Annotated in this window: 14 protein-coding genes and 1 tRNA gene; 9 read left to right on the top strand and 6 right to left on the bottom strand. The window is 58.4% G+C overall.

Features of this window, described 5'->3' with window-relative positions:
* The first annotated feature begins 30 nt into the window (after positions 1-30).
* A complete protein-coding gene (locus PMI23_RS06415; protein ID WP_007912865.1) occupies positions 31-336 on the top strand; it encodes a YkgJ family cysteine cluster protein in 306 nt (101 codons plus the stop codon).
* Between the two features lie 95 nt (positions 337-431).
* On the opposite strand, the gene PMI23_RS06410 is transcribed toward PMI23_RS06415, so the two are convergent.
* The 6 genes from PMI23_RS06410 to hemA all read right to left on the bottom strand — a co-directional run bounded on the left by PMI23_RS06410 (position 432) and on the right by hemA (position 5,792).
* The gene (locus PMI23_RS06410; protein WP_007912866.1) at positions 432-950 is read right to left on the bottom strand and encodes an acyloxyacyl hydrolase; all 519 of its coding nucleotides are present in this window, start codon (positions 948-950) and stop codon (positions 432-434) included.
* Positions 951-1,062: 112 nt separating this feature from the next.
* On the bottom strand, positions 1,063-1,854 hold the full coding sequence (murI, locus tag PMI23_RS06405) for a glutamate racemase (protein ID WP_007912878.1): 792 nt from the start codon (positions 1,852-1,854) through the stop codon (positions 1,063-1,065).
* The gene (locus PMI23_RS06400; RefSeq protein WP_007912884.1) at positions 1,847-2,602 is read right to left on the bottom strand and encodes a molybdopterin-synthase adenylyltransferase MoeB; all 756 of its coding nucleotides are present in this window, start codon (positions 2,600-2,602) and stop codon (positions 1,847-1,849) included. The genes murI and PMI23_RS06400 overlap by 8 nt, the downstream gene beginning before the upstream one ends.
* Positions 2,596-3,426: a peptide chain release factor N(5)-glutamine methyltransferase gene (gene prmC / locus PMI23_RS06395; RefSeq protein WP_007912886.1), complete on the bottom strand. Its 831-nt coding sequence runs from the start codon at positions 3,424-3,426 to the stop codon at positions 2,596-2,598. Before prmC ends, PMI23_RS06400 begins: the two co-directional genes overlap by 7 nt.
* Positions 3,427-4,509 carry a peptide chain release factor 1 gene (prfA, locus tag PMI23_RS06390; RefSeq protein WP_007912888.1) on the bottom strand — a complete coding sequence of 361 codons (1,083 nt, stop codon included), beginning with the start codon at positions 4,507-4,509 and terminating at the stop codon, positions 3,427-3,429.
* Complete coding sequence (gene hemA / locus PMI23_RS06385; RefSeq protein ID WP_007912890.1) at positions 4,506-5,792, bottom strand: glutamyl-tRNA reductase; 1,287 nt, start codon at positions 5,790-5,792, stop codon at positions 4,506-4,508. Before hemA ends, prfA begins: the two co-directional genes overlap by 4 nt.
* A gap of 182 nt (positions 5,793-5,974) precedes the next feature.
* Between hemA and PMI23_RS06380 the strand changes: the two genes are divergently transcribed.
* From PMI23_RS06380 to ychF, 8 genes are all read left to right on the top strand, one after another.
* Complete coding sequence (locus PMI23_RS06380) at positions 5,975-7,699, top strand: tetratricopeptide repeat protein (RefSeq protein WP_007912892.1); 1,725 nt, start codon at positions 5,975-5,977, stop codon at positions 7,697-7,699.
* Positions 7,700-7,702: 3 nt separating this feature from the next.
* Complete coding sequence (gene lolB, locus PMI23_RS06375) at positions 7,703-8,320, top strand: lipoprotein insertase outer membrane protein LolB (protein WP_007912895.1); 618 nt, start codon at positions 7,703-7,705, stop codon at positions 8,318-8,320.
* Between the two features lie 3 nt (positions 8,321-8,323).
* A complete protein-coding gene (gene ispE / locus PMI23_RS06370; RefSeq protein ID WP_007912897.1) occupies positions 8,324-9,175 on the top strand; it encodes a 4-(cytidine 5'-diphospho)-2-C-methyl-D-erythritol kinase in 852 nt (283 codons plus the stop codon).
* Between the two features lie 36 nt (positions 9,176-9,211).
* A tRNA-Gln gene (locus PMI23_RS06365) sits at positions 9,212-9,286 on the top strand.
* Positions 9,287-9,331: 45 nt separating this feature from the next.
* On the top strand, positions 9,332-10,273 hold the full coding sequence (locus PMI23_RS06360) for a ribose-phosphate pyrophosphokinase (RefSeq protein ID WP_003171603.1): 942 nt from the start codon (positions 9,332-9,334) through the stop codon (positions 10,271-10,273).
* Positions 10,274-10,414: 141 nt separating this feature from the next.
* Positions 10,415-11,017 carry a 50S ribosomal protein L25/general stress protein Ctc gene (locus PMI23_RS06355; protein ID WP_007912900.1) on the top strand — a complete coding sequence of 201 codons (603 nt, stop codon included), beginning with the start codon at positions 10,415-10,417 and terminating at the stop codon, positions 11,015-11,017.
* 171 nt (positions 11,018-11,188) lie between these two features.
* Positions 11,189-11,773, top strand: a complete 585-nt coding sequence (pth, locus tag PMI23_RS06350) for an aminoacyl-tRNA hydrolase (protein WP_007912902.1) — start codon at positions 11,189-11,191, stop codon at positions 11,771-11,773.
* Positions 11,774-11,795: 22 nt separating this feature from the next.
* Entirely contained in the window at positions 11,796-12,896 is a 1,101-nt protein-coding gene (ychF, locus tag PMI23_RS06345) for a redox-regulated ATPase YchF (protein ID WP_007912904.1), read from the top strand.
* Positions 12,897-13,035 lie beyond the last annotated feature (139 nt).

Raw genomic sequence — 13,035 nt, 5'->3', positions numbered from 1 at the left:
CATGCCGGCCACTGCCTTACACTGCCGGCCATGAAGACCATTCCCCACCAACAAATCACGGAACCGGCGGTCACTTGTTCGACCTGCGCGGCGTGCTGTTGCCAGCTCGAAGTGATGCTGATCACCGACACTGGCGTGCCTGATCGCTTTATCGATACCGATGAGTGGGGCGGCGAAGTGATGCTGCGTCTGGACGACGGCTGGTGCGCGGCACTGGATCGCGACAGCATGATGTGCACGATCTATGAGAAACGCCCGTTGATCTGCCGCGAATTCGAGATGGGCGCGCCCGAGTGCATTGAAGAGCGCAAAGGCATCACCACGGCTTACCGGTGATCCCAAAAACAAAAGATCGCAGCCTTCGGCAGCTCCTACATGGGAATGTGTTTCACCTGTAGGAGCTGCCGAAGGCTGCGATCTTTTGATCGTGCTTACAACGGCATCGTGTAATGCAGCGAGTAACTTTCTACGCCGTCGTTGTCACTGGCCAGGCCAGCGTTGGAATAGTGCGTCGCACGAATCCCGACTTCATGCCCGCCATTGAAACGCAGACCAAAACCGAAGCGGTCTTCAAACTGGAAAGAACCGCCGAGGTTGTTGGATTCGTACTTGGTATTGGAGAACGCCGCGACGCCGATCCCCGTTTCCACATACGGTTTGACCGATTGACCGGCGAACTCGTAAACAAATACCGGCGAGAACGACAGGCTGTTGTTACTGGAAGTCTTGTCACCTTCCCAGTAGGTGTACGCCCCGCTCCAGTAACCGGTCAGGCGACCGACGTCACTTTGCAGCCAGCTCTTGTCCCAGTCGAAATTCATGCCCAAGCGGTACGTCATGGTCGAGTCGCTGGTGGCCCCCACCGCGAACTCAACACCTGCCGCTTGCGCAGTAATACTTTGCCCCATCAGTGCGGCCGCAATCGCGGCCAAGCAGAATAGTCGCTTCACGTTGAAACTTCCTTTTCCGGAACGATCGTTTGGTTTTCTAGGTAACTCTTCGCTATAGAAGCTAGCGCCTACTCAGAAGTTCAGCTGAAGTTTTAGTTATTTCACAATTTTTTTACAAGCTGAAGTTTTGCACTTCGCCAGCACTTTGCCCCAGTAGCGGCAGGATGTTTTTGAAGTACGCAGGATCGGCGCTGGTCCAGAATCTGACCGGCTGGTTCGGGCCGCCAGCGAGCAAATCGCGCTCCGCCAAAAGCCGCTGAAGTTGCCGTGCTACAGCCGCGCCAGTATCGATCAGACTTATGTCCGCTGGGATCATCGACTTGAGCATCGGCTTGAGAAAGGGATAGTGGGTGCAGCCCAAAATGATCGTGTCGCAACCGCTGGCCAACAGTGGCTCGACATACCCTTGCAGCAACTGGCGCAACTCGGCGCTGTGCAGATCGCCGCTTTCAATCAGCTCGACCAGGCCGGGGCATGGCTGGGTAATCACGCGAACGTCGGTGGCAAAGCGATCAAGCAGCGCGGCGAACTTGGCGCTCTGCAACGTGCCAGTGGTGGCGAGCACGCCGACCACACCGCTGCGGGTCGCGGCAGCGGCAGGTTTGACCGCAGGCTCCATACCGACAATCGGCCAGTCGGGAAAATCACGTCGTAAATCGGCAACGCCTGCGACCGTCGCGGTATTGCAGGCCAGCACCAACGCCTTGGCGCCCTGCTCACGGAAAAACCCGGCCATCACGCTGCAACGCTGACGAATGAACTCCGGGGTTTTCTCACCGTAGGGAATGTGCCCGCAATCGGCGACATAGAGCAGTGATTCATCGGGCAGCAAACGCTGGATTTCCGCCAGTACCGACAAGCCGCCGACACCGGAGTCGAACACGCCGATCGGCGCTTCACGCATGGCGCGAACCACAGACACTGCAACCCGGATCGCGCTTGACGCGCAACTCACGGAAACGCGAACCAAGGGCATCGATCAGCAACAAGCGGCCCACCAGCGGCTCACCGAAACCGACCAGAACCTTCAAGGCCTCGAGCGCTTGCAGGCTGCCGACCAGACCCACCAAAGGCCCGACCACACCGGCCTCACTGCAAGTCAGTTCGGCTTCACTGCCATGCCCGTATAAACAGTGGTAGCACGGGCTCTCGGCGCGACGCGGGTCGAACACCGACAACTGCCCTTCCAGCCGAATCGCCGCGCCGCTGACCAACGGTTTACACGCGGCCACGCACGCCGCGTTGACTGCCTCGCGCGTGGAAAAATTATCGGAACAGTCGAGCACCAGATCCACCGCCGCCACGGCTGCAGCGAGAGAATCCTCATCCAGCGCCTGACGGTGAGCGATCAGTTGGATCTCAGGATTGATCGCACCCAGACGCTTGAGCGCCGAGTCGACCTTGCTCATGCCGACGCTGTCGGTGTCATGGATGATCTGGCGTTGCAGGTTGGTCAGATCGACCGTGTCGAAATCCGCCAGATGCAATTCACCGACACCCGCCGCTGCCAGATACAAGGCAACCGGTGCACCAAGACCGCCAAGGCCGACGATCAGCACGCGACTGTCCTTGAGCTTCAGTTGCCCATCGATGTCGATGTGTTGCAGCAGAATCTGCCGGCTGTAGCGCAGCAATTCCTGATCATTCAGCACGGCAGGCGCCCCAGACTGATGCGTTGATGACCGCCCAGATCGGTGCGGCTGTGGACTTCTTCGAAACCACGCGTCAGCAACAAATCGCGTACGGCTTCGGCTTGATCATAGCCGTGTTCGAGCATCAGCCAGCCACCTGCTTGCAGATGATCCGGGGCTTGCGCAACGATCAGACGCAGATCGTCCAGACCGTCTTCACCGGCCACCAGCGCACTCGCCGGCTCGAAGCGCACATCGCCTTCGACCAGATGCGGATCGGCCGCAGCGATGTACGGCGGGTTGCTGATGATCAACTGGAAACGCTGACCTTCCAGCGCGCTGAACCAATGGCTGCTCAGCACGGTGGCGTTGTTCAAATGCAGGCGCTGGCGATTGCGTTCGGCGAGAGCCACGGCTTCGAGTACGCGATCTACGGCGGTGACTTTCCATGCCGGGCGCTCGCTGGCCAGGGCCAATGCGATTGCGCCGCTGCCGGTGCCGAGGTCGAGCACTTTGGCCGGGGTCGCGGGCAGCAATTCCAGCGCCGCTTCCACCAGCAATTCAGTGTCCGGACGCGGGATCAGCGTGTGCGGCGCGACTTCAAGATCGAGTTTCCAGAAGCCCTGCTGCCCGAGAATATAAGCCACCGGTTCACCGCTACGGCGGCGTTGCAGGTATTCAGCAAAGGTTAGCGCCGCTTCACTGGGTACGATGCGCTCGGGCCAGGTGTGCAGAAAGCTGCGTGATTTGCCCAGTGCCGCCGCGAGAAGCAACTCGGCGTCCAGACGCGCGGTGGGCGAGTCCGGCAATTCGGCGGCGCGCAACAGGCTGGCAATGATGGTCATTTATTCACCTATCGCAGCGAGTTGGTCAGCCTGATATTCGGCCAACAACGGCTCGATCACCGCTTCAACGCCACCGGCGAGGATTTCATCCAGCGAGTACAGGGTCAGGTTGACGCGATGGTCGGTAACCCGGCCCTGAGCAAAGTTGTAGGTGCGAATCCGCTCGGAACGGTCACCGGAACCCACCAGCAATTTACGCTCGCTGGCAATCGCATTGGCCGCCGCGGCGGTTTGCTGGTCGTTGAGTTTGGCCGACAGCCAAGCCATCGCCCGGGCACGGTTCTTGTGCTGGGAACGTTCTTCCTGACACTCGACGACGGTGCCGGTCGGTATGTGGGTGATGCGGATCGCCGAGTCGGTGGTGTTGACGTGCTGACCACCGGCCCCGGAGGAGCGGTAAGTGTCGACGCGCAAATCCGCCGGGTTGATCTCGATGGCTTCGCGCTCGTCCGGCTCGGGCAACACCGCCACGGTGCAGGCCGAGGTGTGGATACGGCCCTGGGATTCGGTGGCGGGTACACGCTGTACGCGGTGCGCGCCGGATTCGAATTTCAGCTTGCCGTAAACGTTGTCGCCTTCAATGCGCGCGATGACTTCTTTATAACCGCCGTGTTCGCCTTCGTTTGCCGAAAGGATCTCGACACGCCAGCCACGCCGTTCGGCGTAACGCGAGTACATGCGGAACAGGTCGCCGGAGAAGATCGCCGCCTCGTCGCCACCAGTGCCGGCGCGAATTTCGAGATAGACGTTGCGGCCGTCATTCGGATCCTTGGGCAGCAACATGCGTTGCAGATCGCCTTCCAGGGCAATCAGCAATTCCTTGGCTTCACGGACTTCTTCCACGGCCATTTCACGCATGTCCGGGTCGCTGTCCTTGAGCAGCGCCTGGGCGCCTTCAAGATCGCTTTGTACGCTGAGCAGCTTTTTATAGGTTTGCACGACCGGCTCGAGTTCGGCGTATTCCTTGGAATAGGCGCGGAATTTGGTCTGATCGGCAATGACTTCGCCGTCGCCGAGCAGCGCGGTCAGTTCCTCGAAACGGTCCTGGAGGATGTCCAGCTTATTGAGCAGTGACGCTTTCATTGCGATTTTTTATCCGAAAAGCTATCCGGTGAGCCCTCAAGGGCAAAGAGTTCCTGGGCCATGGCCAGCGCATCGAGGCGGCCTTCGGCAGAAAGCTTTTTCAATTGCACGCTGGGCGCGTGCAACAGTTTATTGGTCAGGCCACGGGCCAATTGTCCGAGCACGTCTTCAGCGTTGCCGCCGTTGGCCAGCAGACGCAGGGCTTTTTGCAGCTCTTCGTCGCGCAGGCGTTCGCTCTGTTGACGATAGGCCTTGAGCACATCGACCGCCGCCAGTTCGCGCAGGCGCACCATGAAATCATCGGCGCCGACCGAAACCATCTCTTCCGCGGCCTGGGCTGCGCCCTGACGACTCTTGAGGTTCTCGGCGACCACTTCGTGGAGATCGTCGACGCTGTAGAGGTAAACGTCGTCCAACTCGCCGACTTCCGGCTCGATATCCCGGGGAACGGCGATGTCGACCATGAAGATCGGCTTGTGCTTGCGTAGCTTCAGCGCGCTTTCCACCGCACCCTTGCCGAGAATCGGCAACTGACTGGCGGTCGAACTGATCACGATATCGCTGCGCACCAGTTCTGCCGGGATGTCCGAGAGCAACACCGCGTGAGCGCCGAACTGTTCAGCCAACAGACTGGCGCGTTCCAGCGTGCGGTTGGCGACGACGATGCGCTTGACCCCCAGCTCGTGCAAATGGCGGGCGACCAAAGTAATGGTCTCGCCGGCGCCGATCAGCAAAGCCTGACTACGCTGCAAATCGCTGAAAATCTGTTTCGCCAGGCTGACCGCGGCAAATGCCACGGACACCGGGTTTTCACCGATCGCCGTGTCGGTGCGCACCTGTTTGGCGGCATTGAACGTGGCTTGAAACAGTCGTCCCAGCAGCGGACCAATGGTGCCGGCCTCGCGGGCCACGGCGTAGGCCGATTTCATCTGGCCGAGAATTTGCGGTTCGCCGAGCACCAGCGAGTCGAGCCCGGAGGCGACGCGCATCATGTGACGAACTGCCGCATCATCTTCATGCACATAAGCACTCGCGCGCAGCTCATCAAGGCTTAAATGGTGATAGTCGGCCAGCCAGCGCAGCACGATATCGGCAGAAAGCTGATCCTGTTCTATATAAAGCTCACTGCGATTGCAGGTGGAGAGGATCGCGGCTTCGCGGCTGTCGGTCAGTCGGCAGAGCTGCTGCAAGGCCTCCACCAGCTGTTCAGGAGTAAAAGCCACGCGCTCGCGGACGTCTACTGAAGCAGTCTTGTGGTTGATACCGAGTGCAAGGAAGGCCATTCAAGGTCGCTGATGGTGACGTGAAGCCGGCAATTGTCCACCTTCGAAAGATTCAGAACAACTACCGCTGACTATTGTCCCAATCGTCAGCCCCTATAATGGGCACAATTGAGTCTCGGTTATGTTTGGCCGAAGGCTTGTGTCATGATGATCCGACCGCAGGTTAGTCGTCCTCTTCCTATATGAATAGATCTTCCGCGTTGCTCCTCGCTTTTGTCTTCCTCAGCGGCTGCCAGGCCTTGGCTCCCGTTTCGCCGGACGGTACGCCGTCGGTTGAAGACACCACGCCCGCGCCTGAAAAGCCCAAGGTTTACAGCTCGTTCAGCGAGGAAACCGTTTTCAGTCTGTTGAGCGCCGAACTCGCCGGCCAGCGCAATCGTTTCGACATTGCCCTGGACAACTACGTGACCCAGGCCATCAACACCCAGGATCCGGGCGTCTCCGAGCGCGCATTCCGCATCGCCGAATATCTGGGCGCCGATCAACCGGCCCTTGATACCGCGCTGATCTGGGCGAAAAACGCCCCGGACGACCTCGAAGCGCAACGCGCCGCTGCCGTGCAACTGGCGCGCGCCGGGCGTTACGACGACTCGATGGTCTATATGGAGAAAGTCCTGCAGGGCAAGGGCGATACCCATTTCGACTTCCTCGCGCTGTCGGCAGCGGATACCGATCAGGAAACCCGCAACGGCCTGATGAAAAGTTTTGACCGTTTGTTGCAGCGTCATCCGAACAACAGCCAGCTGATTTTCGGCAAGGCCCTGTTGTTGCAACAGGATGGCGACAACAAAGCCGCACTGGCATTGCTCGAAGACCATCCGCCGGAAGAAGGCGAGATTGCGCCGATTCTGCTGCGCGCACGCCTGCTGCAATTGCTCAACCGTGGCGACGAAGCCCTGCCTCTGCTGCAAAAAAGCATCAAGAAGTACCCGGACGACAAACGCTTGCGCCTGACTTACGCACGCATGCTGGTTGAACAGGACCGGATGGACGACGCCAAGGCCGAGTTTTCCAGCCTTGTTCAGCAATATCCTGAAGACGACGAACTGCGTTATTCGCTGGCACTTGTATGCCTGGAAGCCAAGGCCTGGGATGAGGCCAAGGGTTACCTGGAAGACTTGATCGCCCGCGAAAGCCACGTCGATTCGGCGCACCTGAACCTCGGTCGCATCGCCGAAGAACGCAACGACCCGCAAGGCGCGCTCATCGAGTACGCCCAGGTCGGCCCGGGCAACGATTATCTGCCGGCGCAATTGCGTCAGGCCGATATCCTGATGAACAACGGCAAAACCGCTGAAGCGCAAAGCAAACTCGCCGCTCAGCGCGACGAACAACCGGACTACGCGATTCAGTTGTACCTGATCGAATCGGAAACCCTGTCGGCCAATAAACAGGACGACAAGGCCTGGAAAGTCTTGCAGCAAGCCTTGCTGCAATACCCGGACGATCTGAATCTGCTCTACACCCGGGCCATGCTCGCGGAAAAACGCAATGATCTGGCACAGATGGAAAAAGACCTGCGCCTGATCATCAAGCGTGATCCGGACAACGCCATGGCCCTTAACGCGTTGGGCTATACCCTGTCCGACCGCACCACTCGCTACGCTGAAGCCAAAGCGCTGATCGAGCAGGCACACCAGATCAATCCGGAAGACCCGGCCGTACTCGACAGCCTCGGCTGGGTGAATTACCGCCTGGGCAACCTGGATGACGCCGAGAAATATCTGCGTCAGGCGCTGGAGCGTTTCCCTGATCACGAAGTCGCCGCACACCTGGGCGAAGTGTTGTGGACCAAGGGCAACCAGCGTGAAGCCAAACAAATCTGGGGCAAATTCCTCAAGGATCAGCCCGACAGCACCATTCTGCGCAGCACCATCAAGCGCCTGACCGGATCCGAGACTCTTTAACTCATGTTTTTGCGCCACGTTATTGTTTTCAGCTTCATCGCCCTGCTCGCTGGCTGCTCGGGTTTTGGCACTCGCGAATCGGTCGAGGGCCACGGCAGTCCGGCTCAATGGGCCGCGAACAAACAACAACTGACCGGCCTCGATGGCTGGCAGATCGATGGCAAGATCGGCATCCGCGCACCGAAAGATTCCGGTAGCGGCACGCTGTTCTGGCTGCAACGTCAGGACTATTACGACATCCGTCTGTCCGGCCCGCTGGGTCGTGGCGCCGCGCGCCTGACCGGGCGGCCGGGCAAAGTGTCGCTGGAAGTCGCCAATCAGGGTCGCTACGACTCCGAGTCGCCGGAAGCGCTGCTCGAAGAACAGCTCGGCTGGAAACTGCCGGTGTCGAATCTGGCCTGGTGGGTGCGTGGCCTGCCGGCGCCGAACAGCAAAAGCCGCCTGAACCTGGATGCGGACAGTCGTCTGGCCAACCTGGAACAGGATGGCTGGAAAGTCGAATACACCGCCTACACCGAACAAAACGGTTACTGGTTGCCCGAGCGCATCAAGCTGCACGGCACCGACCTCGACGTCACGCTGGTGATCAAGACCTGGCAACCGCGCAAGTTGGGGCAATAACGCATGACCGCTGCACGCCTGACCCTGCCCTCGCCGGCCAAACTCAACCTGATGCTGCACATTCTCGGTCGTCGTGAAGACGGTTATCACGAGTTGCAGACTTTGTTTCAGTTTGTCGATTACGGCGATGAAATCACCTTTGCCGTGCGCGATGACGGCGTGATTCAGTTGCACACCGAATTCGAAGGCGTGCCGCATGACAGCAACCTGATCGTGCGCGCGGCAAAAATACTGCAGCAACAGTCCGGCTGTTCACTCGGCATCGATATCTGGATCGATAAAGTCCTGCCTATGGGTGGCGGCATTGGTGGTGGCAGCTCGAACGCGGCCACCACTTTGCTCGGTCTGAATCATTTGTGGCAGCTGGGTTGGGACGAAAATCGCCTGGCTACTCTGGGCCTGACGCTGGGTGCCGACGTACCGGTTTTCGTCCGTGGTCACGCGGCGTTTGCCGAGGGCGTGGGCGAGAAACTCACCCCGGTGGATCCCGAAGAACCGTGGTATCTGGTGCTCGTGCCGCAAGTCTCTGTTAGTACGGCAGAAATTTTTTCCGATCCTTTGTTGACACGTAACACGCCGCCCATTAAAGTGCGCCCCGTTCCCGAGGGAAACAGTCGAAATGACTGCTTGCCGGTGGTTGCAAGGCGTTATCCAGAAGTACGTAACGCATTGGATTTGTTAGGTAAATTTACCGAAGCGAAACTCACCGGAACTGGAAGTTGTGTGTTTGGGGGCTTCCCAAGCAAAGCTGAAGCTGATAAAGTCTCGGCCCTTCTGACAGAGACCCTTACAGGGTTTGTAGCCAAAGGCAGCAACGTTTCGATGTTGCACCGAAAACTGCAAAGTCTGCTCTAAAGGAACCAGGTGCTCGGCACTTGATGCAACAGATACAGGGGCGTCGCCAAGCGGTAAGGCAGCAGGTTTTGATCCTGCCATGCGTTGGTTCGAATCCAGCCGCCCCTGCCATTTTCTATACTCATCCAGGTTACCCTCAGCCTCTAGGTACTGCGCGTGTCCAAGATGATGGTCTTTACGGGGAACGCTAACCCCGATCTGGCTCGGCGTGTTGTACGTCAGCTGCATATCCCTCTCGGTGACATCTCTGTCGGTAAGTTTTCCGACGGCGAAATTACAGCCGAGATCAATGAAAACGTTCGCGGTAAAGACGTTTTCATTATTCAGCCGACTTGCGCTCCGACCAACGATAACCTGATGGAACTGGTAGTGATGGCTGATGCCTTCCGCCGCTCCTCGGCTACTCGTATCACTGCTGTTATTCCTTATTTTGGTTATGCCCGTCAGGATCGCCGTCCGCGTTCCGCACGTGTAGCTATCAGCGCGAAAGTCGTTGCTGACATGCTTACCGTAGTCGGCATCGACCGTGTTCTCACGGTTGATCTGCATGCTGACCAGATTCAGGGCTTCTTCGATATTCCGGTAGATAACATCTACGGCTCCCCGGTTCTGGTGGATGACATTGAAGATCAGCGCTTCGAAAACCTGATGATCGTGTCCCCGGACATTGGTGGCGTCGTGCGTGCACGTGCTGTTGCCAAATCCCTGGGCGTGGATCTCGGGATCATCGACAAACGCCGTGAGAAAGCCAATCACTCTGAAGTGATGCATATCATCGGTGATGTCGAAGGGCGTACCTGTATTCTGGTCGATGACATGGTCGATACCGCCGGCACTCTGTGCCACGCGGCGAAGGCCCTGAAAGAGCATGGCGCAGCCAAGGTCTTTGCCTACTGCACACACCCTGTGCTGTCGGGTCGGGCCATCGAGAATATCGAAAATTCCGTGCTGGACGAGCTGGTGGTGACAAATACCATCCCGCTGTCCGCTGCAGCACAAGCCTGTGCACGTATCCGTCAACTGGATATCGCACCGGTTGTTGCCGAAGCGGTTCGCCGCATCAGCAATGAAGAATCGATCAGCGCGATGTTCCGTTAAGGGCCCTGCCCTTCGCGAAATGTCTCGTTGACGAAAAGCGCCCCGCCCCGGCATTCCTGCCGGGGCGGGGCTTTTTTGCCCATACCGTGTTCGGCGCTGGTCGCAAACGCCACTCGGTCATGGCTATTTTGGAGATACAAAATGAACGATTTTACTCTGAATGCTGAAGTGCGTTCCGACCTGGGGAAAGGTGCGAGCCGCCGCCTGCGTCGTCTCGCCGCTCTGGTTCCAGCTGTTGTTTACGGTGGCGAGAAAGCCCCTGAATCCATCAGCATGCTGGCCAAAGAAGTTGCCAAACTGCTCGAAAACGAAGCGGCTTACAGCCACATCATCGAGCTGAACGTTGGCGGCACCAAGCAGAACGTCATCATCAAAGCTCTGCAACGTCACCCAGCCAAAGGCCACGTGCTGCACGCTGACTTCGTACGCGTTGTCGCTGGCCAGAAACTGACCGCTATCGTTCCTGTGCACTTCATCAACGAAGCTGCTCCAGTGAAGAAAGGCGGCGAGATTTCGCACGTTGTTGCTGAAATCGAAGTGACCTGCCTGCCGAAAGATCTGCCTGAGTTCATCGAAGTCGACCTGGCTGACGCTGAAATCGGTTCGATCATTCACCTGTCGGACCTCAAAGCCCCTAAAGGCGTTGAGTTCGTTGCTCTGGCACACGGCGATGACAAGGCTGTTGCCAACGTCCACGCTCCACGTGTTGCTCCAGAAGCTACCGAAGAAGGCGCAGCAGAGTAATTCACTCTGTCATGCCTGAGTGAGCAAGGAACATCGCGGACTGGAACGTAGCGAGAAAGCGGGCGAGAACGCGGAGTTTACATCCATGGTAAATGAGCATTTTTCGTCCACTTTCGCCGCTTTTCCTAATCGCGGCGATGTTACTCACCACTCAAAGGAAGGGCCCCTATCGTGACTGCCATCAAACTGATCGTTGGCCTGGGAAATCCAGGCGCTGAATACGACCAGACCCGGCATAACGCAGGGGCCCTTTTTGTTGAGCGCATCGCTGACGCACAAGGTGTCAACCTTGTCGCCGATCGCAAATATTTCGGCCTGACCGGGCGCTATTCGCATCAGGGTCAGGATGTTCGTCTGCTGATTCCCACCACGTACATGAACCGCAGCGGCCAGGCCGTGGCGGCACTCGCCGGCTTCTTCCGCATCAAGCCTGAAGAAATCCTCGTGGCGCACGACGAACTCGATCTGCCTCCGGGCGTTGCCAAGCTCAAACAGGGCGGCGGCCATGGCGGTCACAACGGGTTGCGCGACATCATTGCGCAACTGGGCAATCAGAATACGTTCTACCGCCTGCGGCTTGGCATCGGCCACCCGGGCGTCGCCAGTATGGTTTCAAATTTCGTCCTGGGTCGTGCGCCACGCGCCGAACAGGAAAAACTCGATGCCAGCATCGACTTTGCCCTCGGCGTGCTGCCGGATATCCTCGCCGGTGAATGGAACCGCGCGATGAAAAACCTGCACAGCCAGAAGGCCTGACTCTACTCCGAGGGGAAACACCATGGGATTCAATTGCGGCATCGTCGGCCTGCCTAACGTCGGCAAGTCCACCCTGTTCAACGCCCTGACCAAATCCGGTATCGCGGCCGAGAACTTCCCCTTCTGCACCATCGAGCCGAACAGCGGCATCGTGCCGATGCCGGATCCGCGTCTGGAAGCACTGGCGGCCATCGTCAATCCGAAGCGCATCCTGCCGACCACCATGGAATTCGTCGACATCGCAGGCCTTGTGGCCGGCGCCTCGAAAGGTGAAGGTCTGGGCAACAAGTTCCTCGCCAACATCCGCGAAACCGACGCGATCGCTCACGTGGTGCGCTGCTTCGAAGACGAAAACGTGATCCACGTTTCCAACAGCGTTGACCCGAAACGTGACATCGAAATCATCGACCTGGAACTGATCTTCGCCGACCTCGACAGCTGCGAGAAGCAACTGCAGAAAGTTGCGCGTAACGCCAAGGGTGGTGACAAGGACGCCGTGGTTCAGAAAGCTCTGCTGGAGCAACTGATCGCGCACTTCACCGAAGCCAAGCCTGCACGCAGCCTGATGAAGAACATGAGCGCGGACGAAAAAGCCGTGATCAAGGGCTTCCACCTGCTGACCACCAAACCGGTAATGTACATCGCCAACGTTGCTGAAGACGGTTTCGAGAACAACCCGCACCTGGACGTGGTTCGCGCCATTGCCGAAGAAGAAGGCGCGATGGTCGTTCCGGTCTGCAACAAGATCGAAGCGGAAATCGCCGAGCTCGATGACGGCGAAGAGAAAGACATGTTCCTCGAGGCCCTGGGCCTGGAAGAGCCTGGCCTGAACCGCGTGATCCGCGCCGGCTACGAAATGCTGCACCTGCAGACCTACTTCACCGCCGGTGTCGAAGAAGTCCGCGCCTGGACCGTCAAAGTCGGTGCTACCGCGCCGCAAGCTGCTGGCGTGATCCACACCGACTTCGAGAAAGGCTTCATCCGCGCCGAAGTGATCGCCTACAACGACTTCATCCAGTACAAGGGCGAAGCCGGTACCAAAGAAGCCGGTAAATGGCGTCTGGAAGGCAAGGATTACATCGTCAAAGACGGCGACGTGATGCACTTCCGCTTCAACGTGTAAGCGTTACGCCCAAGAAAAAGCCGCGTTTGATACGCGGCTTTTTTGTGCCTGAAATATTTTCCGCCACACCACCAATCCCTTGTAGGAGTGAGCCTGCTCGCGATAGCGGAGTGTCAGTCAATTCAACCGTAACTGACAC

This window comes from Pseudomonas sp. GM24 (assembly GCF_000282235.1).
Taxonomy (GTDB): Bacteria; Pseudomonadota; Gammaproteobacteria; order Pseudomonadales; family Pseudomonadaceae; genus Aquipseudomonas.
Note: the sequence above shows the minus strand (reverse complement) of the source record. Positions and strands in the feature narration are given on the sequence as shown.